Annotated in this window: 18 protein-coding genes; 9 read left to right on the top strand and 9 right to left on the bottom strand. The window is 58.7% G+C overall.

Annotated features, from left to right (window positions below; genetic code table 11):
• Window positions 1-44 precede the first annotated feature (44 nt).
• The 7 genes from BW950_RS12745 to BW950_RS12715 all read right to left on the bottom strand — a co-directional run bounded on the left by BW950_RS12745 (window position 45) and on the right by BW950_RS12715 (window position 8086).
• Window positions 45-638 carry an ATP-binding protein gene (locus tag BW950_RS12745; protein WP_083944007.1) on the bottom strand — a complete coding sequence of 198 codons (594 nt, stop codon included), beginning with the start codon at window positions 636-638 and terminating at the stop codon, window positions 45-47.
• 49 nt (window positions 639-687) lie between these two features.
• Window positions 688-2127, bottom strand: a complete 1440-nt coding sequence (locus BW950_RS12740; protein ID WP_076489695.1) for a monomeric [FeFe] hydrogenase — start codon at window positions 2125-2127, stop codon at window positions 688-690.
• Window positions 2124-2399 (bottom strand): NAD(P)H-dependent oxidoreductase subunit E, encoded by a 276-nt coding sequence (locus BW950_RS12735; RefSeq protein ID WP_076489694.1) that lies wholly within the window; start codon window positions 2397-2399, stop codon window positions 2124-2126. The genes BW950_RS12740 and BW950_RS12735 overlap by 4 nt, the downstream gene beginning before the upstream one ends.
• Before the next feature lie 106 nt (window positions 2400-2505).
• Window positions 2506-3681, bottom strand: coding sequence for a SpoIIE family protein phosphatase (locus BW950_RS12730; RefSeq protein WP_076489693.1), 1176 nt, complete (start codon window positions 3679-3681; stop codon window positions 2506-2508).
• The gene (locus BW950_RS12725) at window positions 3674-5404 is read right to left on the bottom strand and encodes a [Fe-Fe] hydrogenase large subunit C-terminal domain-containing protein (protein ID WP_076489692.1); all 1731 of its coding nucleotides are present in this window, start codon (window positions 5402-5404) and stop codon (window positions 3674-3676) included. The genes BW950_RS12730 and BW950_RS12725 overlap by 8 nt, the downstream gene beginning before the upstream one ends.
• Window positions 5397-5663, bottom strand: coding sequence for a (2Fe-2S) ferredoxin domain-containing protein (locus BW950_RS12720; RefSeq protein WP_076489691.1), 267 nt, complete (start codon window positions 5661-5663; stop codon window positions 5397-5399). Before BW950_RS12720 ends, BW950_RS12725 begins: the two co-directional genes overlap by 8 nt.
• A gap of 506 nt (window positions 5664-6169) precedes the next feature.
• Complete coding sequence (locus BW950_RS12715) at window positions 6170-8086, bottom strand: hypothetical protein (RefSeq protein WP_143559242.1); 1917 nt, start codon at window positions 8084-8086, stop codon at window positions 6170-6172.
• A 204-nt stretch (window positions 8087-8290) separates the two neighbouring features.
• Between BW950_RS12715 and BW950_RS12710 the strand changes: the two genes are divergently transcribed.
• The gene (locus tag BW950_RS12710) at window positions 8291-8659 is read left to right on the top strand and encodes an SH3 domain-containing protein (RefSeq protein WP_076489689.1); all 369 of its coding nucleotides are present in this window, start codon (window positions 8291-8293) and stop codon (window positions 8657-8659) included.
• A gap of 25 nt (window positions 8660-8684) precedes the next feature.
• Here the strand turns inward: BW950_RS12710 and BW950_RS12705 are convergent, their stop codons facing one another.
• Window positions 8685-13622 (bottom strand): PAS domain-containing protein, encoded by a 4938-nt coding sequence (locus BW950_RS12705; protein WP_076489688.1) that lies wholly within the window; start codon window positions 13620-13622, stop codon window positions 8685-8687.
• Window positions 13623-13896: 274 nt separating this feature from the next.
• On the opposite strand from BW950_RS12705, the gene BW950_RS12700 reads away from it, so the two are divergent.
• The 8 genes from BW950_RS12700 to BW950_RS12665 all read left to right on the top strand — a co-directional run bounded on the left by BW950_RS12700 (window position 13897) and on the right by BW950_RS12665 (window position 23282).
• Window positions 13897-14793: an Rpn family recombination-promoting nuclease/putative transposase gene (locus BW950_RS12700; RefSeq protein WP_076489687.1), complete on the top strand. Its 897-nt coding sequence runs from the start codon at window positions 13897-13899 to the stop codon at window positions 14791-14793.
• Between the two features lie 295 nt (window positions 14794-15088).
• A complete protein-coding gene (locus tag BW950_RS12695) occupies window positions 15089-15463 on the top strand; it encodes an RNHCP domain-containing protein (protein WP_076489686.1) in 375 nt (124 codons plus the stop codon).
• Window positions 15460-16596 (top strand): ribosome small subunit-dependent GTPase A, encoded by a 1137-nt coding sequence (rsgA, locus tag BW950_RS12690; protein ID WP_076489685.1) that lies wholly within the window; start codon window positions 15460-15462, stop codon window positions 16594-16596. The genes BW950_RS12695 and rsgA overlap by 4 nt, the downstream gene beginning before the upstream one ends.
• 79 nt (window positions 16597-16675) lie before the next feature.
• Window positions 16676-18115, top strand: a complete 1440-nt coding sequence (locus BW950_RS12685) for a sigma-54-dependent transcriptional regulator (RefSeq protein WP_159438802.1) — start codon at window positions 16676-16678, stop codon at window positions 18113-18115.
• 356 nt (window positions 18116-18471) lie between these two features.
• Window positions 18472-18954, top strand: a complete 483-nt coding sequence (locus BW950_RS12680; RefSeq protein WP_076489684.1) for a hypothetical protein — start codon at window positions 18472-18474, stop codon at window positions 18952-18954.
• 92 nt (window positions 18955-19046) lie between these two features.
• Window positions 19047-19811 carry a fimbrial biogenesis chaperone gene (locus BW950_RS12675; RefSeq protein WP_076489683.1) on the top strand — a complete coding sequence of 255 codons (765 nt, stop codon included), beginning with the start codon at window positions 19047-19049 and terminating at the stop codon, window positions 19809-19811.
• A gap of 142 nt (window positions 19812-19953) precedes the next feature.
• Window positions 19954-22341: a fimbria/pilus outer membrane usher protein gene (locus BW950_RS12670; RefSeq protein WP_143559241.1), complete on the top strand. Its 2388-nt coding sequence runs from the start codon at window positions 19954-19956 to the stop codon at window positions 22339-22341.
• A complete protein-coding gene (locus tag BW950_RS12665) occupies window positions 22338-23282 on the top strand; it encodes a spore coat protein U domain-containing protein (protein ID WP_076489681.1) in 945 nt (314 codons plus the stop codon). The genes BW950_RS12670 and BW950_RS12665 overlap by 4 nt, the downstream gene beginning before the upstream one ends.
• A 90-nt stretch (window positions 23283-23372) precedes the next feature.
• Here the strand turns inward: BW950_RS12665 and BW950_RS12660 are convergent, their stop codons facing one another.
• The gene (locus BW950_RS12660; RefSeq protein WP_076489680.1) at window positions 23373-23966 is read right to left on the bottom strand and encodes a hypothetical protein; all 594 of its coding nucleotides are present in this window, start codon (window positions 23964-23966) and stop codon (window positions 23373-23375) included.
• Window positions 23967-24008: the final 42 nt, after the last annotated feature.

The raw sequence follows: 24008 nt of genomic DNA, 5'->3' as shown, positions 1-24008 counted from the left end.
GTCAATCAGGAAGAACGACCGGCCCCTTCTGCCGTGACCAGGGGCTATACCCCCCGGAGCGACTCCTCCCAGTCCAGGAGCAGTTCCCTTGCCAGGAGCCGGTTTTCCACCAGGGCGATCTCCCCCAGCGTTTCTTCCAGCTCGGACCGGGAAAGCTCATAAGACCTGACAGCCTCCTCTTCCTGCCGCTGCCCCTCCCCGTCGGCAGATGCTGCGGGTGCGCAGGAACGCTGGATGACCAGCTCGTAGTCGCCCTGATAACACATAAGATCCACAAAGAGCTCGGCCAGATCCCCCAGAGGAGGTGAGTCGACGTGGGCAGAATCCAGAAAAAAGGACAACCGGGTTCCCCGCCCTTTCTCGGAGTGCAGGGAATACCCGCCGTCGGCCTGCTCGACCGTCTGCAACAGAAAAGGCAGGCCCAGCCCCACCCGCCGGCCCGGGTGCTTTCCCGGCTCGGTGTAGAAGGGATCCAGGGCAGCCGCCTTCTGGGCATCATCCATGCCACAGCCGTTATCCCGAATGTCCACGTGCCAGATACTCCCCCGGGCAGCAACGGAAAGCTCCACCAGCGACGATCCGGCCTCGATACTATTCTGGGCCAGGTCCAGAATCATGTGTGCAAGTGACCAGTGCATTCCTTCTTCTACCCCGTCCCTGCGGGTTTGTCCACCGCAATACTTCCGATCAACCGGCAGCGGTCATCTGCTTTTTCAGCTCCCGCTCCGAGATCCGCGGCGCCACAACAGCTCCGGGGCCGGCCACGCACCCGCCCTCGCATACCATGACCTCCACAAAATTTCCGGGGCAGGTCCCCTTGCACGCAAAGGAGCGAAGCCGTTTCACGGCCGCGCGATCCAGGCCATCTATCGAGACCGGATTCAGACCCTCGCCGGCGCAGGCTTCCACAGCCGCCGTTACGCCACCGCTCACCGCAAAACCCCGCCCCCGGGCGCTGGGCAGCGCCTCATCGGCGCAATCCCCCTCGGGGCACTCCAGAACATCGATGCCCGCAGCAATCAGCAAAGCTCCCAACTCCTCGAAGGTGATCACATAATCCACCGATTCTTCCCGCATCCCCTCCACCCGTTTGGCGATACAGGGTCCTGCAAAAACCGTGATACTCCCGGGGCTCCCGGCTTTTGCCGCACGTGCTGCATACTGCAGCGGCGTCGGGGTGTGTGACACAAAGGGTTGCATTTCGGGCAGAACCTTTTTCACAGCCTCCACGTAGGCGGGGCAGCAGGAGGTCGTCATAAAGGGTTGTCCCTCATCAAGACGCTCCATAAGCTCCTCTGCCTCGTGCCGAGCCGTCTCGTCGGCACCGTGGGCAACCTCCCGAAGTCCGGAGAAGCCGAGCCGCTCCACAGCTGCCTGAAACTGCACCGGTGTTCCGGGAAACTGACCTGCCACGGAAGGGGCCGTCAGGAGAATCATCGGGCTCCCCTCTTTCAGGCGACGGATCACATCCACCATCTGCGAACGTTCGGCGATAGCACCGAAGGGACACGCCCGAAGACATTTTCCGCAGCTGATGCACTTGGCGTGATCGATCTTCTCGCGCCCCGTATCGGGGTCCTTGGTAATCGCGTCGGTGGGGCAGGCCTCCTCGCAGGGAATCGGCACCTTGATGATCGCCGAATAGGCACAGGCCTTCATGCACAACCCGCAGTTGATGCAAGTCTCCGGGTTGATCCAGGCCCGGCCACCCCGCATCTCTATGGCCCCCTTGGGGCAGGCGTGGATGCAACTCTGGGCAACACAGCCACGGCAGACGTCGGTGGCGGTATACCTCGTCTGAATACAGGCGCTACAGGCCTCGTCGATCAGCGTCAGAACCTCGCCCTCGGGCCTCTCGCGGGTAAAGGCCTCATCGCCGTAGTCTCCCAGGGACCTGAGCTCATCTGTCTCTTTCTCCACGGAAAAGCCCAGCGCTGCCATACAGCGATACCGGATCACAGCCCGATCCCGATAGAGACAGCACCGGGTGGGACTTTTGGTCCCGCGCGGACGCATGTCCAGGGGAATTCGGTCCAGCGCGGCACGGTCATCGCTCTCCAGGAGCGCCCTGGCCGTACGGATCAGCACCTCCTTGCGCAGACGATCAGCATTATTACTGCTTTTCATGAGGCCCCTCCCGCGTCTTCTGCCGCCCTCCGGCGACGCAGGGCCTCCAGCACCGTCTCCACCGTTGCATCGGCTATACATTCATCGTCGACCGTTACAAAGGGGGGGCGCCCCCGGGAAGCATCCTCACAGTACCCGAGACACCGTACCCCTTCGACTTCCACGAGGTCGCAGAGATCGGGGCCGATCTCCTCTTCCAGGCGGAGCAACTGGGTGGACCCCATGACGTAGCAGGCTGTTCCCATACAGATTTTGACTCGGTTCTTTTTCATTTTTTGATCCTCAGGTTTTGTTCACCGGGTTTTTCCCCGGAAATTGATCTACAGAAGACATTCTTCCCCGGAGCCATTCCGATACACCCGATACACCCGGATGTGCTCAGATATATTCGACATCGACCTTCTTGAAGTATCTGGTGTCCAGCACCGTGGCGATCCTTTTCATAAGGCTACGCCGGATCTCCAGCTCCACCGGAAGATTCGGATCCTGATGCGCCTCGTTGATCTTTGTCCCCACCAGCAGATGGACCTCGTCGGAATCCAGAAGGAGTTCCGCCATGCGCACAGCGGCGTTCTCGTGATCGGGCCGATCGCCCGTCTCGAGAAGTCGCAGCGTCTCGGTGAGCGTCAGAATACCCTCGGTCACCAGATCGATTCCCTCCATCACCGAGACGGGGGGAAGACCTCCCTTGCGAAAGGTTCTCAGATCCATCCTCACATCGCGCCCCAGCTCGCGAGCTACCAGATCCGAGGTGGTCCCTCCGCTTACAATGCGCCGTCCGTCAAATCCGCCGATGAGCTTGGCATATTCGCGATCACGGTCAGGGCTGAAGGGAGGACCCGACGCGAGCAGGAGCTTCCGGGGCTTGCGAAAATAGAGAACAGCACAGGTGATGTCGTCCCCCGCCTTGCGGCCCGGTTCTTTCTGGCGGGCCTGGGCAACCACATCATGAGCAAGCTGACGGGCCGAACGAAAGGGATCGCCCGCGAGATGACGCTCCAGCCAATCAACACACCCCGTCCGCCGCCAGCCGAGCTTGTAGTGACGACTGCCGAGACCGCTATCGGTAACACCATCGCTGAAGAACACGATCCGGTCCTCGGGCTGGGCCTGAAAGATGTACTCCCGCATGAGGCGATAGTCCCCCTGCTTTCCCGGGACCTCGCGGTAGGGCACAGAGACCTCCCGGCCCCGGCGCACAAGAACGAAGGGAGGATTCCCCTGCTCCACCATCCTGATACGGGCATCGGGGCTGCAATCCACCACGGTGTACGTGGCGTAGGCTATCTTCCGCACCTGGCACACCGGGAGGGAGTTCATGATCACCTTGGCGTAGTGGATAAAATCGGTATCACTTGCGGCAAAGCGCATCGCCATATGGGCCGTCATGTTCGCCAGAACCCCCGCCTTTATTCCGCTGCCCAGTCCGTCCGAAAGAACAGCCAGAAGACGTCCGTTGCAGCGGTCGCGCTGCATCAGAAAGGCATCACCCGCCACATACTGTCCCGCCTTGTGACACTGGGCAAACTCGAGTTCCATGAAGAGATCATTCATTTTCCGATCTCCCCCGCTCGCCATAGTCCTCGGCGATATTGCGCAGCAGAATCTCCGTGTCGGCCATGTGCTCGCCCAGTTTGCAGGCGATCTCCTGGACCGTTGCCATGTTTCGATCGATCACCTCGCGGGCACGCTGTGCGATGTACTCCCGCCGCAACTCGCTGCGCGTCACATCCAGCACAATTCCCCCTACGGTCTGGTGGGGCTCGATGGGGAAAAGCGTTACGTTCAGCAGGCGTTCGCCAACGCGCATCATGTCGCAGCGGTAATCCTCGTCCGTGGCCAGCACGCGCCGAAACAGATCCGCGAAAGGAACCAGCCGCTCCAGATTGGCCCCCTCCAGCCCGGGGCGCGCGTCGTAGACCGTCATCGTGTCCGAACCGATCATGGCAGCAAAGTTCCGGTTGCACTCCACCACCTGAAGATTCGCGTCGGCGATCACAACTCCCGAAGGCATGCAGCGGAGGAGCGCGTTGGCCTTGCGCTGGGCCTTCTTTCGCAGAAAGGACAGGCACATGTCCGGTTCCGCACGCCCCTCGAGCATCGAGGCGGCAAACTCCCGGCAGGTATCGTACCCACAGCCTCCGCAGTTCAGCTCGTCTTCCCAGACATACTTGCCCACCCGCTCCAGAGCGATCCGCAGGGACTGCTCGTCGGCCACAACGGAGAGAGGAACAGCCGGGCTGAGAGACTGTCCAAGCGGAACGGGGTCAGTAGCGACAGATCCTGAGACCCCCTGGAGCAGGAGGGACCTGTGTCGGCGCCGGATCGCCTGCTCCTGCATGAGCCGGGCCCTCTTTTTGTCCGACGAGGGGCCGTTGATACACCCCCCCTCGCAGGCAAGCATCTCCAGAAAAACGGGGCGATCCATTCGGGAGGGATCAAGCCCCTTCAGGGTATGCCAGATCGAATCGATTCCGCAGACAGCCACGCAGTCCACATCCTTGCAAGCGCCGAGCTCGCGCAACGCCTCGATCATTCCCCCCGCCACGGGGTAGACCGCCCCGCTTCGGCCGCTCTGCAACGCCGAATCGTCCATCTCGGGAGTATCCCTGAAGGATACGCCCTCTTCCTTCATAAACTGCCGCAGCTCCCCGAAGGTCAGAGCCGCCTCGGGGTTGAGCGGGTCCGCATCGGCCTCTACCTTCTTGGCGATACAGGGACCAATGAAGACAATACCGATGGTATCGTTGTGTTCCTTCCTCATGATGTCGCTGTGGGCCACCATGGGACTCCCCAGGGGTGTCAGGCAGGGGGTAAACTCGGGCATGTATTTTCGGATAAAATCGACCGCCGCAGGGCAGGCCGTCGAGATTGAGAGTGGCTGTGGGGGCTCCTGCAGAAGATCGGCCAGAGCACGGGTAACGCGGTCGGCCCCTATTGCCGTTTCTGCCGTGCCGGCAAAGCCGAGTTCCTTCATGGCTTGGGCGAACGCCCCGGGCCGCACCTCGGGAAACTCCGCCGCGTAGGAGGGTGCCACCGAGACCAGGACCCGCTCCCGCCGCGCCAGCAGAGCCCGGACGCGGCCGATATCAGAACGTATCTTCTTGGCCCCACCCGGGCAGGCGTCTACACAGGTGCCGCAGGCCACGCAGAGCTCGGGGACGATCGCAGCTCGTCCTTTTTCTACGCGAATTGCCTTCACGGGGCAGTTGCGGAGACAGCGACAGCAATCCTGGCAGTTTGTCTCTGCCGTGTAGACAGCATATTGCTTATTCATGGTGACCACCGGCCGGGTCTGCTACCTGAACATCGTATTCGAGAAGATCCCAGAGCATGCCCTCGTCCACTCCGTGGTGTAGCTGTCCATTGATTTCCAGAACGGGACCGGTGGAACACTGCCCACGACATCGGCAACCGGCCAGATCGATTCCCCCTGCCAGGCCCTGTTCGTTCTGCCATTGTTCGATCCTGTCCAGATGTGCACCGTTCCCGCGTGCAAAACAGGAACTTCCCAGGCAAATTGTTATTTTATTCATCCCTTGCTCCCTTGCTCACCTCGGTAACATAATCGCCTCGGTAACATAATCGCTTCGGCGTCATACTCGCCTTGATGACAGGCCAGCCCGAGGGGTTGGGCCTGATGCAATCCCATGCGAATCTGACAGGTATAAGGTGATCTATTTCACGTGTTTTTGTCAATCGTTGATTTTAAAATAGTATTTTGTAGTTTTTATGTGAAATTTATCACTTTATTTTTATTGTGGTCTTCCCGGTCTGGTTTTGCCGATCTGATTTTGCGAGTCTTACGAGCCCCGCGAAGTAACGCCCCAGGAAATTCCAAAGCTTTTCAGGATCAACAGGCTTGGTGAGAGAGGTCGGGTAACCCGCCCTTTTCCAGAAAAACGGCGGGATTCATAGTTGCGGGATTTCCCGGGAGCTGAAGGGAACGGTGACAGTGTTCTGTCGCGGCAGGCGGTGCAATCTTTACTGCGGGGCCTCTTGGCGGGTTACCCCCGGGAGAGCCTCCCGGGGAACAAGAGTTCTAGCGCAGGGGTACCTCTTGCAGGTAGGGGTAGCCATTATTACGGGTTGGGTCGATATTCCAGATTCCCTCGGTTCCGTTTTCGTCCTCGCCAACGAAATCCCAGCCTGCATCCAGAAAGGTTTGTTTGGTCTTCATATGCTCTGTAGGCCGGGGCAGAACGATTTCAGAATCCCTGCGTCCGCTGGTTTCCTCGTCGTAAAAAGAGTTTAACACGACCCCGAAGCGGGCAGAACCTGCGAAACCACCAGAAGAATCCCCCCCCTCCACACGTCCCACAGAGTAGGATCCCGTGATTCTACCCTGAGCTGAACCAACAAACCCGCCGACCCCTCCGCTTCCGCTGACATTTCCCAGGGCATAACTGGCGTCTACAGTCGATATGCGATCAGCATCACGACGATACAATTCACCGGCAAACCCGCCAACGGAAACACCAGTCGCGCTCACATCACCGGTGGCATAGCAGTATCTATACGCAGATCTCCGCGGGTTTTGACCGTCACCTGTCAATCCCGTTGAGCCGACGAATCCTCCAACGACTTCTCGCCCCTGTACCGAACCATGGGAGCTGCTCGTTTCAAAAAGAAGGGCCCCCTCTCCTATCGAGGCAGCTCCCCCAACGAAGCCACCAACATTAGGGCTGTTGCGGGCCTCCACATCCCCAGTGGCGCTGCAACCCCGTACTACCACACCTTCCCTATAACTCCCCGTATAGGCATATGAGGACAGAAACCCGATGAATCCACCTATATTACCACCCTCTGTGGCACGAACCAAGCCTGAAGCATGTGAGTCTGTAATGGATATGCTCGGATTATATCCATAACCCACATTACCAATGAGACCTCCCGTACTACCCTTTCCCTCAACATCTCCATGAGCTGAAGAACCAGACACTACCAGGGTCACCTGGTCCCCGGCAACATTAACACCCCCCAACAGCCCCCCAACATTCCCCCCCCCGACAACATTACAATCTGTCGAGCTATCAATGATGGTGATTGATGAAATATTGTTAGTCCGCTGGGCAAACCATGTCGATGCATTACCGATCAAACCACCAACGGAACCCCCGCTCGAACTGATGGAACCCGTGACGTGGCAATTTCGAACAAGCGTGCTATCGTATCGGTCATTACGAATCACTCCGATAAGTGCTCCAGTACCAAATATGGAGTCTCCGGAGATCGAAACATCCGCAAGCGTTACGTTCTCTATGGTTGCACCCCTCACGACGCCAAAAAGGCCTTGTCCCCATCTTGAATCCAGTGAATCACTATTGATAATCAGGCCGGTGATGGTAAATCCCCGCCCATCGAAAGTTCCTGTGAAGGGAATATCCATATGTCTTCCAATAGGAATCCAACTTCCAAGGGAGGAAAGATCGATATCATTCACCAAAACATAATCCCCGTCCCGAAAGTCTCCCAACAAGGCAAGTTGCTCAGGAGAAGCAATCTCCTCGACGATCCGCACCGTGTACGTTTTTCTGCCACCGTTCTCTGCGGTTACCCTGTACTCCACAGAATTGGTAAAATCGTTTGGCGTTACACCGCTTTCCTGGCGTGTCCCGCTTTCCGGGGCCTCATGGCCCTCCTCCCCACCTATGAAGACGCTCACCCCGTTTGTATCAAACTCTGCTATCAAGAGGCCGTCGCGATTCGCACCGAAGGGCAGGGTCACCCTGATCTCCAACCCGTCAATAACGGCCTCTACGTCGAAATTGAGGCCGTCATTGAGCTCCGCCGGAAAGCGAAAGAAGAGAATATCATGACTCGAGCGATCGTTTGTTGAGTTTGTCGGCGACGGGCAGGCTGCCACGGTGAACACCGCAAGAATCACGGCGATGATGAGGTGATGTCCGCATGGAACGGATCTCCTGCATTCAGGTTTCGTTACCACTTTGCTTTTCAAAGACCATCTCATAGAGCCCCCAGAAAAATAATGTCTCAGGATGGATTGTATCCCGGAATTTTCCACCCCTCCATTGGCCGAATGGCCAGTCTTGTGTCAACGAGAGTGGTATAGTAGTTCTGACCGACCGATCACGCCCGGGAGGATCTCTTCCGGGCAATACACAGACAAAAAACAAATAAACAGACAGAACAAGGAGAGACCATGAAAACCAGAACATACCGGGTGATTACCCCCCACGAGACGGAGTTCGCCGACCCCATTACCTTCAGAAAAGGCGCCATCCTGGAGATAGGCGAAGAATCAGAGGGCTACCAGGGCTGGGAAAACTGGTTTTTCTGCACCACTGCGGGAGAGGAACCGGGATGGGTGCCGGGCCAAATCATAGAGCGCGGAGAAGGTTCAACCGGCCGTGCTCTTGAGGATTACACAGCGCGGGAACTGAACGTACAAAAGGGAGAAACCCTTGCCGGTGCGCGAGTCCTGAACGGCTGGCTCTGGTGCGAGCGATGGGGTGTGCCGGAAGATGCTGGATGGGTACCGCTGCAGAATCTTGAAGAAATACCGGACTAGCCCGGTCACGAAGAGATCCTGCAGATTACCCGAAGGTATCACTGCCCCCCGGGAGATAACGGCCCAGGCACTTCCGAAGCTTTTCAGGATCAACAGGCTTGGTGAGGAAGTCGTCCATACCCGAAGCAAGGCAGCGGTCCCGCTCTTCCGTGAGAGCACCCGCCGTGAGGGCCACGATCGGAACAGACCGCCCCGGATACCGATCGGTTTCGAGGGCCCGAATCGCTTCTGTTGCCTGAACTCCATCTTTTTCGGGCATCTGGACGTCCATAAAGACCAGGTCCGGCAATTCCCGGGCGTAGATATCCACCGCCTCGGCGCCATTCGCCGCCTCCAGCAAACCCGAAGAGGGGGAAAGTCTGGTGAGGAGCGCCTTGATCATGGTCATGTTCAGCGCCACATCCTCGGCGATCAGAATTTTCACATTCCTTGATGGATCCCGAGGCTCCCTGAAGGAGTCTTCCCGGCCGGGATCGGTGGCATGGCCAGTTTCGTCAGAGCCTCCCTTGACGGCCTCTGCCCCGGGCGCGGCCGGGGCTGGAGGATCATGAATATTGCACAGATACTCCCGCAGATCGTGGGTCCGCACCGGTTTTGTCAGGCGGAACCGGATTCCCAGGTTCTCGCAATCCCGTTGCAGTTCCTGGTTGTCCGATGAAGAGTGAAGCAAAATGATTGGTTGCCTCTCTGCCGAAAGGTCGGGGTTTGAGCGGATCATCCTGACCGTCTCCAGCCCGTCCAGATAGGGCATGTGGTAGTCGCACATGATCACGTCGAAGGGTCCTGACCGCTCCAGGAGTTTCAACGCCTCAAGACCGTTCTCGCAGGATTCACTGACAATGCCCCAGCGTTCCAGAAGACGCTCCAGGATCAGACGGTTGCTGGCGTTATCATCGATCACCAGAACGCGCCAGCCCTTGAGGCTCACGGGATGCTCACTGTGCCGGCCCCGTTCTACCCGGGCGGAAAACTCGAAGGAAAAGACCGTGCCCTGACCGGGATCGCTCTCCACGCGGATTTCACTCCCCATCTTCCGGGCGATCATGTCCGAGATGATCAGCCCCAGGCCGGTGCCGCCAAATTTACGCGTGGTGGAGCTGTCGGCCTGGGAGAAGGCTTGAAAGAGTTTCTTCCGCTCCACTGCCGATATACCGATTCCCGTGTCACGAACAGAAACGTGGAAGACTCCCTGATCCTGATCGCTTCCCTGATCTTCAAATCGAAGAGCCAGCTCCACCTCCCCTGAGTCGGTGAACTTCACGGCGTTGCCCAGGAGGTTTGCCAGAACCTGCTTGAGCCGCACGGGATCAACCAGGGCAAAGCGAGGCATGGCAGGGTCGATATTGAGAAGTACCTCGAGATTCTTTTTTCCGGCACTGTACCGTATTATATCCACGCTGTTTTCCAGGAGCGTCTCCATATCGACCTTGATCATCTCAAGCTCCATCATCCCCGCCTCAATTTTGGAGAAATCCAGGATATCGTTGATTATTTCCAGGAGAGTATGGCCCGAGACGTTGGCGCTATCCACGTACTGCTTCTGGGCAGGCGAGAGCGGGGTATCTTTCAGCAGATCCGTGAACCCGATGACTCCGTTCAGGGGGGTGCGGATCTCGTGACTCATGTTGGCCAGGAACCGGGACTTGGCCGTGCTTGCGGCCTCGGCCTGTTCTTTTGCCAGAAGAAGCTCTTCTTCGGATCTTTTGCGCTCGGTGATGTCCTGGTGGGTGCCCATTACGAGCTCGGGCTTTCCCTCGCTTGTCCAGGAGACCACCTTTCCTCTGTCAAGAACCCAGACCCACCCGCCCCTTTTGTGCCGCATCCGTGATTCACACTCGTAATAATCGCGCTCTCCCCGAAAGTGCTCTTCCAGCAATTCTCCGCTTCGTTTCAGATCATCGGGATGGGCAAAGCTCATCCAGGTGTTGATCGAGATCGGAGCAAGTTCCTCCAGGGTATAGCCGATAATCTCGGCCCAGCGTTCGTTAAAAACTGTCTCACCGGTCGGGACATTCCACTCCCAGGTACCGACATGGGTGCCCTCGATAATCCCTGCCAGGCGCGTGCGTTCCCGCACCAGCGCCAGCTCCGTCGATTTCTGCTGCGTCTGGTCGTACATATAGCCACGAATTGCCGTGAGTTCTTCCCTGTCATCGCGGACCAGCATGGTAAAATCATAAAACCATCGATATTGGCCGTCGCCGCATTTCAGCCGATAGGACTGCTCGTAGGCGTCCACGCGGTTTGAGATATTGTTCGTCACCTCATCAGCGACCCTCCCGGCATCATCGGGGTGGATCAGGTCGGCGTAGCAAAACCCCTGATGAGTCATCTCCCCGGGGCTGTAGCCAAGAATCTGGGCAACGTTGGCAGAGACAGAACGGACGGGCCAGCCCCGGGAGGGGTCCCACTCTATGGTAAAAACCGGACCCGCCGTGAAGAGATTCCGCTCGTACTGCAGCTGCTCTTCAACCTTCCTGCGGTCGGTTATATCTGACCAGGCACCCGTTACCTTCGTACACTCCAGGTCCCGGCGGATCACGTTGTGCCGGTCGAGTATCCAGTGCCATTGCCCCCGGATATCCCGAAACCGGTACTCTGTCTCCAGGGAATCTCTCTGCCGCAGCTCCCGGAGGGTAGTCATGACCCGTTCCAGATCATCGGGATGGACACAGCGTTTCCAGAGATCGATACGGCCGATGAAATCCTCGGGCTGGTACCCCAGGATTTCTGTTACCTTGCCGTTGATGAAGACCAGATCGGGTTCACCCCGGGAATCGATGATGTAGCTGTAGAGAACAACCGGGGTGGTGGCGACGATCTGTTTTATCTGCTCCTGGGCATCGCGGAGCGTTTCTTCGGCCTCCTTGCGGGCCGTTATGTCTACCTGCACACCGAAATGCCCCAGAACCCGTCCCTGGTCGTCGTAGAGGCACCGGTAGTCACCGTCGATGATGATGGGCGTTCCGTCCATACGCTGTTCCCGGGTTTCCACGTGCCACGACCCGCGGTCAAAGAGACCGCGCCAGATCTCCCGGCCCTGATCCGGGTCGTGACGAAAGAGCTCCCGCACGGTAATGCCGATGAACTCCTCCCGGCTTGCACCGTATTGATCGAGCATGGCCTGGTTGACCCTGGTCATTCGCTGATGGTCCAGGGCGTACTCTACCATGCTATCTCTGGAGGCCCCGTCGTTCCAGTCCAGGGGTTTATCGAGAAGAGAAATGAAGAATCCGTGGAGGGACTGGTTAAAGAACTGTTCCGTGAGGTTCTTCTCCCTGGCTATTTCCTGCTCCTTGAGGATTCGTTCCGTGATGTCCGTGGCGATGCCGGTATGGCGAATGATCTCACCCGCCGGGCCGCGAACAGGGAAGGACCGGGCACGAATCCAGCGAAGGGTTCCGTCGGGACGGACAATCCGGTATTCCTCTTCAAAGGCATGAGACTCCAGGTATGCAGCGTAGGCAGCTCCTATCCGGTCGGCGTCGTCGGGGTGAACTGCCTTGGTAAAAGAAGCCGGGTCATCGTAGAGGCTCTGGCAACTGCGGCCCCAGACCGTCTCATAGGCGGGGCTTATGTAGAGCATTTTGCTGTTGTCAGCGTTGCGGAGCCAGAAGACCTCTCCCATGTTCTCCGTGATATGCCGCAGCTTCAGCTCGCTCTCCTGGAGCTGTTTCCGGGCCAGGAATCGCTCAATCCCGCTGCCCACGATCGATCCCAGAATCCTCAGGAGCGACACTTCTTCCCGGGACCAGCGATAGCGACGGTGGACCGCATCGAGACCGATAAAGCCGGTGATCTTTTCCGGGGAGTCGGCTTCACCAGAGGATGATGTTTTCTCTGACGACTCCGCCAGGGGGATCGAGATGAGCGACTGAATACCCTGGTCCAGAAACTCCCGCTGCTCTGCCCCAGCCCCGGGAGGAAGATCCTCCACAGAGGGGATCAGAACAAAGCCCTCGGTAGCCATGCGCTCCTGCCACCAGGGCATGGAATCCAAAGGGACCTTTTGGGAGCGATGCATCTGGGAGGGGGTATTATCGGAGCACCACTCGTGGGTGTTGGTCATGAAACGGCCATCTTGGGTGAACTGGAAGAGATAGCTTCTATCGGCGCCAAAAAAGCTTCCCAGCCGTTGAAGGATAGTGTCGATCACCCTGTTCAGTTCCGGGGTGTCGTGAATGTCGGAAAAAGCGGCCGCGCTGGCAGCGACGATTTTCTGAAACTCCAGTTGCCGGTGATTGCGCTCCTCATTCCTGACCCGTTCGGTGATGTCCCGGGCTGCGGCGTAGATGCGCTCTCCCCGGGGGTGCGCGCGCCACTCGATGTACCTCCAGGAGCCGTCCTTGCTTTGGTAGCGGTTGGTAAAGCACAGCAGATCTTCCCCCTCGGCGAGGGTAGAGATCGCTTTCAGCGTGGGCTGGAGGTCATCGGGATGGACAAAATCGAGAAAGCGCTTGCCCTCCAGCTCTCCCCGGGAATAGCCCAGGATGTCGCTCCAGGCCTCGTTGGTCTTCAGGAAGCGCCCCTCCAGATCGGCGATGCAGAGCAGGTCCAGGTTGACCGAGAAAAACCGCTCCAGTTCTTCTTCCTGGACCTTCCGGCGGGTAATATCGGTGAAGGTCGTGGTGAAGTACCCCGGGCTGTGCGAGAAGGCGTGGACCTGATACCACCGGCCCAGGACCCTGGAATAATGCTCGAAGGTTTCGTTGCCACCCTCGAGGGCCACCCGGCCGAAGAGTTCGATCAGGGCGTGATCGATCTGGTCCTGGCTCCAGAGAGTTTCCCTGGCTGTTTTGCCGATGATCGTTGGTGCATCAAGACCGGTGAGCGTCTCGAAGGCCGGGTTTACCTCAAGGAACCGGAAATCCCGGGGCTGTTGGGCCTCATCAAGAAGGATCTCGTGGTGGGCAAAGCCAAAGGGAGAAGCCCGAAAAAGTTCGTTCAGATCAGCGTGCTCCACGTTTTTACCGCTCCCTCCAGTCCCCGGGTGACCTTTTGCGGATCCTGTAGCGGGTCCTGAAACTGGTCTTTTTCCAGTATCGTCCAGGCTCTGAACAGATTGCAACGCCGTTTTTCAGGCAGCCCTTCGGTTCTGGCTGGATGTTCTGACGGGATGTTCTATTTTGATTTCTTCTGTTCACCTCGCCAGCGTTGCTGCACCCCACTTAAGAAATACCGGCCCCCAGAGAGGTGTGCAATTGAGGCAACCCTGAAAAGGGCTTATACTTGTCACTATGGCAGAGCGGAAGTCCTGGGATAGTGCCTACAAGTACCTTTTTTCGAGCCGGCAGGTGTTCCACCAGTTTCTCACCCGCTTTGTGGAAGAGGACTTTGTCCAGGGCCTGGCCGTAGAGGATGTGGAGCTGGTCGACAAGAGCTTTGTCAGTGACGAGCTTCTGGACCGGGAGAGCGATATCATCTACCGGGTGGATCTTCCCGGACGCGAGGTCTACGTCTACGTGCTTCTGGAGTTCCAGTCAAGTCCGGACAAGACGATCCCCGTGCGGATGCTCCTCTATATCCTGCAGCTCTACGATCAGCTTTTCCGTAGCAGCACCAAAGGGCTCTTGCCTGCGGTTTTTCCCGTTCTGTTGTATAACGGCAGCCGTCCCTGGAACGTGCCCTTCAATATCAGCGAGCTTATTGCCCGGGAGATTCCGGCCAGGTACATTCCCTCCTTCGAGTACTACCCCATCATCGAGCGGGATATCCCGCCGGAGCGGCTGGAGCAGATCAAGGGACTGGTGGCTGCGATCATGTATCTGGAGCAACAGGAAGACGAGACTGCTCTGGCCCGGACCATCGACAGGGCAATCGCCATGATCGCCGAGGAGCAGCCTGAACAGTTGCGGCAGTTTGGCCACTGGATCAACCGGATGTTCCGGGGATCCCTGGACACAGGAGATATCGAGAAGGTTCATCAATTGACGGAGGTACAGACGATGCTGGCAGAGGTAGTTGAAAAAATAGAGCAGCGTGGTGTGGAGCAGGGTATGCAGCAGGGTATGCAGCAGGCCCGCCGCGAAGATGCCCGCAAGATGGTCCTCGAGGGGCTTGAAATACCTCTTGTATCCCGCATCACCGGTCTCTCGGAGCAGGTCATACGGGAAATGCAAAAGGAGCAAAAATAACACCCAGCCCGTCCAAAGAAAACCTGGCTTTTGCGGATATACCAAAGTTTGCAGAAGGACACCACGAAGACGGAAAAACGGAGGGATTGACACAATCCATAGAAGACGGAAATACTCCAATTCTATGGTATTTGCTTTTGTGATATAGGCGCATCTGTTCCGGTGACGCGTTGCGTCCCGCTCAGCTTGCCCTCGCGCATCTTTAACGATTCACACTGCTGAATCAGCAAGCTCACGAACAGGTGCGTCCTGCCCCGAGCGAGAGATCAATCTGATTTCGAGTCGAGGTACGACCATGTCACGCCATAGTGTTATTCACCATACCGGGGATGATTCCTTTCTATGCGTCAAATGCGGTCGCGGTGTTGGCCCGGCCCAAACGGGTACGCGCAATCGCAACCATTGCCCTCATTGTCTCACAAGTCTCCACGTTGATCTGCGCCCGGGCGACCGCCGCTCGGGCTGCCGGGGTCCAATGGAAGCGATCGGCGTATACGTGCAGCCCAAGGGCGAGTGGAGTATTATCCATCGTTGCACCAGCTGCGGGGTACTAAAGCTGAACCGGATTGGCCCCGACGATTGCGAAGCAGCCCTGATGACTCTGGCAGCACGCCCCCTGACCAGACTCCCCTTCCCTCTGGAGGTGTTAACCGGGGGGGTGCGTCCATGAGCAGCCGTTCTTTCTGGGGCTGGACCGAGGATGACGAGGCCCTGATGAGCACCATCCCGCCGGGATATATCCCGGCCCGGGTAACGGCCGGGTATGTCTCGTCCTGGAGGGTAATGATTCCCGAAGAAGGTCGGGAGATCCAGGTACAGCTTGCCGGTGCGTTTCATCACCGTGGTTCCGGTCCCGGCGAGTGTCCCCTGCCCCGAGCCGGCGATTGGGTTGCCCTGGCCCCCTCGAAAAAGGTTATAGACAGGGTTTTTCCGCGCCGGACCGCCCTGATCCGCCAGGAGGCGGGCCGGGGACGGCGACCTCAGGTGCTGGCAGCCAATGTTGATACGGTCTTCCTGGTTTTTGGCCTCGACGGGGGAAGGAGTTTCTCCCTGGGGCTTCTGGAACGGTTTCTTACGGTCACCGCCGGTGGAGGGGTCAGCCCCGTGGTGGTCCTGAACAAGGCTGACTGTGCGGCGCCTGGACAGGAGGAGCACATAGTCTGCCAGGTGAGAGCTCATTATGCCGATCTTCCTCTCTGTGTTACCTCGGCTCTCCACGGCGACGGTCGCTACACCACGGGCCTGGAGGAGGTGCGCCGACGTGTTCCTCCAGGCAAGACGGCCTGCTTCCTGGGCCGTTCCGGGGCGGGAAAATCGAGCATTATCAACGCCCTTGGGGCCGGAGGTCGCCCGGGGGAGAAACTCATCGGGACCGCCCCCGTGAGTTCCTTCCATGGCAAGGGCCGCCATACCACCTCCACGGCTCGGTTGTGGATGCTTCCCCGGGGGTTTGGTCATGACCGGGGAGGGATGGTGATCGATACGCCGGGGGTCCGGGAGGTACAGCTCTGGGGAGGCCAGGATTCCCTGGGAGAGAGCTTTGCCGATATTGATGATCTGGCGAAGGATTGCCGCTTCCGGGACTGTCGGCACCAGGGTGAACCGGGGTGCGCTGTCCAGATGGCTGTTGCCCAGGGGTTTGTGCCGCCGCAACGGTTTGAGCATTATCTCGAGCAGCGCCAGGAGCTGGACCAGGCAGCTACCGCTCGAGATGCTCCGGCCCGGGGGGGTGGCGGAAGACCGGCCGCCCCGGCCCGGCGGCGGCGACAGAGCCGGGAAAGCCGGGGCGATCAGCCGGGCTGAAGACAGGGGGGGCGAAGCCCTCCCCTTTTTGTTCCGCCTTCCTTCACAGGCAGAGGGTTCGGACCTATACTTGGAGGATATGATCCCACAGAAGGTGAACCGGGAGGATGTGACCCTGAAAGAAGTGACTCCGGACCAGGAAACCCCGGCGGAGGCAAGCAGGATGATCTTGCTCGCTGTGGACGATGATCCTGTGCAGCTGGAGATTATCGCTGCCGCCGCAGAGCGGCTGGAATACCCTCCAATAGGGGTGGTGCGGGCTGATTCGGTTGCCTCTGCCCGGGAGGCGATTGGTTCCTGCAAGCCCGATATTGTGATTTGCGATAACTTTCTGCCCGATGGCGAGGCCTCTGCCGTTCTGACGGAGATGCGTCACCGGAATCCTCTGGTGCCAGTGATTGTCATTACTGCCCACGAGTCTGTCCCGAACGCTGTGGGTCTGATCAAGCGGGGGGCCCGGGATTATCTGGTGAAACCCCTGAAGATGGCGGAGATTCAGCAGGTCATTGCGGGATCCCTGGCGTGGCGTTCCGAGGAAGAGGATTACGCCGATCTGATCGAGCCCGATCAGGAAGGAGAGGGGATCGCCTATAGTGCATCACCGGTGATGAAGGATGCCCTGCGTCTTGCCGGTCGGGCGGCTGATTCCGATGCGTCCATTTTGATTCAGGGCGAGAGCGGTACGGGGAAAGAGCTTCTGGCCCGGTTTATCCACAGCAAGAGCGCGCGCCGGGAGAGGCCCTTTGTGGTGGTGAATGTGGCGGCTCTTGCGGAGTCTCTCGTAGAGAGCGAGCTTTTCGGCCACCGCAAGGGGGCTTTTACCGGTGCCCAGACGGACCGGGTCGGTTTTTTTGAGCAGGCAGCGTCGGGAACGCTTTTTATCGATGAGGTTGCCGAGATTCCCCTTTCGGTGCAGGTAAAGTTGTTGCGCGTTCTCCAGTTCAAGGAGATTCAGCGCGTGGGCGATTCGGAACCGCGTTCTGTGGATGTGCGGATTCTGGCGGCCTCCCACAAGAATCTGGACGAGATGGTCCGGGATGGATCCTTCAGGGAGGATCTTTTCTACCGGATCAACGTGATAACTGTACAGTTGCCTCCTTTGCGGGAACGTCGCGAGGATATTCCTCACCTGGTGGGACAGATGATCCGCAAGCTCGCAGCAAAAAACAGACGCCCCCTTGAAGGAATAACCCAACGGGCACTGAATCTTCTGGTGGGCTACGGTTTTCCGGGAAATGTCCGGGAGCTTGAGAATATTCTGGAGCGGGCCGTTATTCTGGCAAAGCGGTCCCTCATACACGAGGGTGATCTCCCGGCGTTTGTGGTTTCGGGAAGCACTACCGAACCCGCTGGGGACTCCCTGGATCACAAGCTGAACAACCTTGAGCGGCACCTGATTCTGGAAGCGCTGAAAGAGACCGGGGGAAACCAGTCCCGGGCAGCAGCGCTTTTGAAGATTACCGAGCGTCGTTTGCGATCCCGCCTGGAGCGATTGGTCCTGGAAAATCCCTACACCTGAGATTTCCCGGAGGTGATCCGGCGATGCTCGCCCTGGGGGGCGAGTGACGGGATTTTCTTCGCCCGCCATGGCGAGGGGAATCGCCGATCCAGGCCCGCCCCCCTCCGATTTTTCTCCTCCCCGGGGGGAGCGCCCCAGTTCCTGCCCTGTTCTGCTCAGCCACATCTCAAAATTTTCCCTGCTTGAATGCGGGAAAATCCAATATATTTCCTTGTATTAAAAGAAAATAAAAAACTCCCCGCCCCCGCTTCGGAAAAATCTTTTCCCCTTTCCTCCGTTTTTGGAGAATATTTGGCACGGCTCTTGCTTATATATTACTGAAACGGTTTGAAATACCAACTATGGAGGGTAGGAAAATGAAAAAAGGTTTTTTGGTTGCAGCGATTATGGTAACGGCGGGAACGACAGCTTTTGCACAGCTTCAGACCAGTGACAGCGTCGAGATACGGCTCTACGGCCGTGTGGCTCCCCGGGTGGTGATCACGGCGAGCGTTCCCGATTTTGAAGTGGATATGCTGGCCGATGCCGACGATGTGGAAGTGGCCACCATTACGGAATGGTCCAACGTTCGGGCCGGATACCAGGTCACCCTGGCGTCGGTACAGGAAGGGCGCCTGGTGAACAGGGATGATTCGTCGGAGGTTCTTCCCTACACCGTTACCTACGATGGTGTTACCTGGGATCTGAGCGAGGGTGCTGCCCTTGTCACGGACCGGGCAAATGAGAAGTCCGTGGGTCCTGGCACAGACCGCCGTCTGGGAGTCAACTTTGTCTACGATCCCGATCTGGGTGATGGCGAGTATGACGATGATTTGATCTTCACTATCACGGCGAACTAAGGTTGTCAGGGTTGGTGCTGAAAAAGATACGACCGGAAAGAACGATACGATCAGAAAGGTTGACGAACGATATCCCGGACTGGAGGCATGTTATGGGTTCTGTTGCACGGTCACTTCGAATCATCGCCCTGGGGGCGATGATTCTTTTTCCAATAGCCCCTTCACTGCGGGCTCTTTCGCTGGAACCGCTGACGCAGGTCTTTACAACCTCCCAGGCGGGGAGGCTCCATACGTATCGGGTAACCAACACCCAGGAGCGGGAGATTGCTGTTCAGGTCCGCATGACCACCCGGGATCACAATGCCCGGGGAAAAGAGGTTCGGGAAGACGCCTCCGATAAGTGGGTGGTCTTTCCCTCACGGATGGTGCTCGCTCCCGGCCAGACCCAGGCCGTGCGGGTCCAGTATACCGGTCCTGGGGGAATAGAGCGTGAGCAGGCCTTCAGGATAATTGCCGAGCAGTTGCCGGTTGATATCTCCGGTGGCGACCGCCAGTCCGGGATCAACGTGCTTTTTCGGTACGAGGGAAGCGTTTATGTTCGGCCTGGCAGGTTCTCTCCTGATGTTATTCTTGCGGGAGCCGAGAGGTGGTACCAAAACGGATCGTTCCAGGGCGTTCTGGTAAGGTTTGAAAATCGCGGTGCCACCCACGGAATCCTGGGCGATCTTTCCATACATCTGCGTCTTTTCGACGGCGAAAAGATGATTGCCGAAGAGGTCTTTCAGGGAGCTCAGCTCCCGATTCTGGCGGGCCGGAACCTTCTGGCAGGAAGAACCCTGGAAGAGGTTCTTCCCTTGCCCGACCTGTGGGCCAAGGGGACTTTCTATGTGGACTATAACGTACGGCTTATTGACTAGGATGATTTCCGGAACCACACCGAGACGTCCGGGGCGGCTCCCCCGTCTCGTCATGGTTCTGGGGTTTCTTGTCCCTTTTTCTCCTGTTTCAGGCCCCATGACCGTCCCGGTTTTTTCCCAAGCTCCCGGGGAGGGTGAAACTATGGATCATCTGGTGAAAATTCCGCTTTCTCTCAGGGTTGTCGCCGGAGGAAGTACCAACCAGTTGGTAGTAGTGGCCCGGGTCAGTCATTCCATGGACCTGGTAGCACTCCAGGCACCAAAGATCCTTTCGGCTCTGGCGGTCTACCTCGATGACCAGACCCTGGAGAACCTTTCAGAAGCCGCCGGGACAGGCTGGCTCTCTGCGGGGGATATCCGGACACGAGGGCTTGATCTTCGCTTTGACCGTCACCAGTTGACGGTGGAACTACGGGTTCCCCTGACCGCCCTGGAACCGCAATCGCTTTCACTGCATCAACCGCGCCAGCTTCCGGGCTATGTCAAAGCCGAGAACGCCCGCTTTGCCCTGGGCATACCGCTCTGGAGCCAGTACCGGTCCAGCAGCGTTCGGGACGGCGAGAGCGTCTCGTCTCTCTCCCTGCGCTTCTCTCCCGGGATCACCCGTTCCGGCTGGACCCTGGAAAGCGATCTCCGCCTGGACTGGCCCAACCTTGAGGAGGACCAGGGAATGCCCGAGGCGGAGACCGAAAACACCCGCCTTGTCTGGTTCCAGGAGGACCGGGGCTATCGCTTCCAGGCGGGGCAATTTGCCCAGTATCTGCGGGGACTTCAGGCCCCGATGCAACTTTCGGGAGTTTCCTTCGACAATCTGGAGGCTGACACAAGCCGATCCCTGCTGCCGGCCCTGCTGAGCCGACCCCTGACAGTGGATGAGGCGGGAACGATCGATGTGTATCTGAACGATCGTCGCATCCGGTCCTTCCCCGTCTCCATGGGTCAGTACGAGTTGCGAGATCTTCCTCTTGCAGCAGGGGTCAATACAGCGCGTATAGAATACACCCGCAACAGCGGCGAGGTTGAAACGATCGAACTTATTGTCCCTCACGCCGGGGGGCTCCTGAATCGGGGAGCTTTCAGCTATGCCCTTGCTTTGGGGGTCGAGGAGGACGACCCGGAACGTCCCGCCGGTTCGGGCTTTTTCCGCTACGGTTTTGGAGAGACCTTCACGGCGGGTATCCTGGCCGATGGTTCCACCCGGGGAACGCAGGCAGGTACCGAGATAGTGGGTGCCACTCCCTTCGGGGAGGCCTTGCTGGCCGCCTACGGCTCCATGGAGGATGACCGGAAAACCGGCTGGGCCATCCAGGCGGGATACCGTCTTGTGCTTCCGGGGCGGTCCTGGCTTCCCCTGCTATCAACGTCCCTGGATTACCGGCAGCAAGACTATATCCAGCCGGGATCACAGAATACCGGCTCATCTCAGGCCTGGCAGGTCTCAAGCTCCCTCTCTCATACCCTGCCCGGCGAGGTGGGCATCTCCCTGGGACACCAGTATCGGACCTTCCATGGGGATTCCTCCGAAACGTCCCTGCTTTTTGCAACACTGGCACGCAACCTGGGTCCGCGCCTGGGGCTTCACATCACCGGGACGGTGGACACCAGGGATCCCGAAGAGCAATGGGGGCTCAGGATAACCCTCTCGTCCCGGGCAGTTCAGCGAAATCTGAGCGGCAACGCAACCTTTGATGCGCGAGAATCAACGGTCGATCTAAGCGGCACCGCAGGTCGTCCCGGGACGGTGCGGCTCTCGGCGGGAGGCCGGGCTAACTCCATCGATCCCGAAGAGGGAACGCTGGGAGGAATCTCCGCTACGGCCAGCGCAGCCAGCTCCCGTTTTGAGTTGCGAGCAGGCGGCGGAATCACTTTCTCCGAGGGAGACTCCCTGGCAGACCAGAGCGTTCAGAGCAGCAATCGTTCTCTTCAGTTCGGCACAGGTCTGTACCTTGCCGATGGCGTGGCCGCAGTCGGTGCCCCCGGGCGCTCTTCCTTTGCCCTGGTTCGGCCCCACAGGGATCTTTCCGGGACACCCCTGGCTGTCAGAACCCGGGGAGGAGCGCTTCCTCGCACATCGGGGCGGTTGGGTGCCGCCTTTGTCCCGAACCTGATGCCGGGAAGCCGGACCCCGATCAGCGTGGAGCTGCCGGGCCTGCCGGCGGACCAAACCCTGGGACACACCCAGTTTATTCTTGCGCCGGGCTACAGAACCGGTACGGCCATAACGATCGTGGCGCTTCAGCGCCTCTATGTGCGGGGCCGGCTTGTGGATGACCAGGGGCACCCCGCAGTCTATAGAGGATTCACCGTGGACCCCCTCTTTGATCTTCCCGACGAAGATCAGGACATGCCCCCGGGAGGGAGTTCCTTCACCGATGACCAGGGGACCTTCGAGGTCTATGGTCTTCTTCCCGGACAATACCGGATCACCCTCCGGGACGGAACCGGTCGCCGGGTGATCATGGAAGTTCCCCAGGCTCCAGGGCCGCTGGTTATCCTGGAGGATCTTCGGCTTCAAGGAGAAAAGAGATGAAACAGACATTCCCATCGATATACCTGATAGCAGCAGCCTCCCTCATGGTCCTCGGGCCAGGCCTCCTCTTTGGCCAGGCCTCGCAGGGCCCCTCCTTCGGAGCGCCGCCCGGCACGATCACCGCAGTCTACGATCAATACCTGGGAAACAACATCACCGGGGATATTATCGTCTCCGGCCGTAATGTTGAGTTCGGTATCGGTTTCTCTGCGGGGGGCTCAGCCTCCTTCAGCCAGCGCCGACTCACCGGCCCCGGAGGTGCGGCCCTGGAGTATCAGCTTCTGGACCCCGAGGCTGACGACCGGGTTCTCACCGACCTTGATGGACCTGCAGGGCAGCGCCATCTGATCTATCACGAGTTCCGGGGGAATCAGGAGGAACCCTTTCCCCTGGTGGTACGGATTCCCCAGGGTCAGTTTCCCCCTGCCGGAACATATACCGACACGGTCCAGACGCGTCTTTACCGGGGAATACCCGCCACAACCCCCTCCCTGGAAGAAGAACCCCTCCATATCGTGGTAACTGTTCCTCCGGTGGTACGGCTATCCGTGGTTGGACGCGGCCAACCCTTTGATCCGCTTTCCGATGTTGCCCATCTGGATTTTGGAGAACTCCAGCAGGGTCGTTCCGAGGAGGTTGATCTGGTGGTGGTGACCGATATCAACTACCGCCTGAGCGTGACCTCGCCAAACTCGGGGTTTCTGGTCCTTGAGGGAGCCACACCGGGGAGTGCCGTGACGAGGGGAGAGGCTATTCCGTACACGATGCGCGTGAATGGCCTTATCAGGGATCTTTCTTCGGGCCATGCCGAGATCGGATCAGGTTCTCCGACTTCCATCGCAGGAGACCGCTACGAACTATACTTCGAGATCGGCGATGTCCGGGACGCCACCAGCGGAGAATACACAGAAAACCTCACCGTGACCGTGACGGCTCAGTAGGCCGCCCCGGGCCGGGTGACACGACACGACACGGCATGGCATGGCACGGCACGGCACGGCACGGCACGGCACGGCACGGCACGGGGAGTGTCACCTCCCGACACGTTTCGTCTGGAGATAGGCGTATAACGCTTCGAAATCTTCGGCGTGCCTCCGCCCCGTTTCGGTCATGGGGTTGTACGGCCCCCCCGCAGCATACGAAGCCAGCGAGCCCGCCGGGGCACCATCTTCTGTCGAGGTCCCCTGGCGAGAGGAAGAGCCAGGACCAGCCCTCGACGCTGAGGCAGACTCTTGCCCCGATGAGGCCGATTCGGCACGGCTGTTCTGGGTGTTCCTCTGGTCATTCCTCTGGGCATTGATCCAGAGCCGATCGGTGTAGGCCAACTGGGCGGCAGTGAGTATCGTATCTTCTATCCGCTGTATCATCGTGCGCGCCCGGGTCGGCGTCATACGCGGGGTCCCTCGAATCTCCTCCAGAATTTCCAGCATCTCCCGCGCCTGATCAGATTCGAAGTCAAGTTCAGGCGATTCCTGGGTCATGCGATGGACAAAACCGAGCAAGCGTCCAAGATCGAGAATTATCTCGGTCTCTTCACGGGCCGTGCGAAGTGCCGCGTCGTCGACACGGCGCTGTGCCGCAAGGGCCGGAGAAACAAGCAAGACCAGACAGAGTATGGAGATCACTCGTTGTCCACACCCGGGACCCGAACAAGGGATCCACCTGGC

Origin of the sequence: Alkalispirochaeta americana (assembly GCF_900156105.1) — a bacterium.
Classification (GTDB): domain Bacteria; phylum Spirochaetota; class Spirochaetia; order DSM-27196; family Alkalispirochaetaceae; genus Alkalispirochaeta; species Alkalispirochaeta americana.
Note: the sequence above shows the minus strand (reverse complement) of the source record. Positions and strands in the feature narration are given on the sequence as shown.

What these genes read in the sequence shown, in the direction of transcription:
- BW950_RS12745 (WP_083944007.1), bottom strand. Translation starts at nt 638, where the DNA reads ATGCACTGGTCACTTGCACACATGATTCTGGACCTGGCCCAGAATAGT.
- BW950_RS12740 (WP_076489695.1), bottom strand. Translation starts at nt 2,127, where the DNA reads ATGAAAAGCAGTAATAATGCTGATCGTCTGCGCAAGGAGGTGCTGATC.
- BW950_RS12735 (WP_076489694.1), bottom strand. Translation starts at nt 2,399, where the DNA reads ATGAAAAAGAACCGAGTCAAAATCTGTATGGGAACAGCCTGCTACGTC.
- BW950_RS12730 (WP_076489693.1), bottom strand. Translation starts at nt 3,681, where the DNA reads ATGAATGATCTCTTCATGGAACTCGAGTTTGCCCAGTGTCACAAGGCG.
- BW950_RS12725 (WP_076489692.1), bottom strand. Translation starts at nt 5,404, where the DNA reads ATGAATAAGCAATATGCTGTCTACACGGCAGAGACAAACTGCCAGGAT.
- BW950_RS12720 (WP_076489691.1), bottom strand. Translation starts at nt 5,663, where the DNA reads ATGAATAAAATAACAATTTGCCTGGGAAGTTCCTGTTTTGCACGCGGG.
- BW950_RS12710 (WP_076489689.1), top strand. Translation starts at nt 8,291, where the DNA reads ATGAAAACCAGAACATACCGGGTGATTACCCCCCACGAGACGGAGTTC.
- BW950_RS12700 (WP_076489687.1), top strand. Translation starts at nt 13,897, where the DNA reads ATGGCAGAGCGGAAGTCCTGGGATAGTGCCTACAAGTACCTTTTTTCG.
- BW950_RS12695 (WP_076489686.1), top strand. Translation starts at nt 15,089, where the DNA reads ATGTCACGCCATAGTGTTATTCACCATACCGGGGATGATTCCTTTCTA.
- rsgA (WP_076489685.1), top strand. Translation starts at nt 15,460, where the DNA reads ATGAGCAGCCGTTCTTTCTGGGGCTGGACCGAGGATGACGAGGCCCTG.
- BW950_RS12685 (WP_159438802.1), top strand. Translation starts at nt 16,676, where the DNA reads ATGATCCCACAGAAGGTGAACCGGGAGGATGTGACCCTGAAAGAAGTG.
- BW950_RS12680 (WP_076489684.1), top strand. Translation starts at nt 18,472, where the DNA reads ATGAAAAAAGGTTTTTTGGTTGCAGCGATTATGGTAACGGCGGGAACG.
- BW950_RS12675 (WP_076489683.1), top strand. Translation starts at nt 19,047, where the DNA reads ATGGGTTCTGTTGCACGGTCACTTCGAATCATCGCCCTGGGGGCGATG.
- BW950_RS12670 (WP_143559241.1), top strand. Translation starts at nt 19,954, where the DNA reads ATGGATCATCTGGTGAAAATTCCGCTTTCTCTCAGGGTTGTCGCCGGA.
- BW950_RS12665 (WP_076489681.1), top strand. Translation starts at nt 22,338, where the DNA reads ATGAAACAGACATTCCCATCGATATACCTGATAGCAGCAGCCTCCCTC.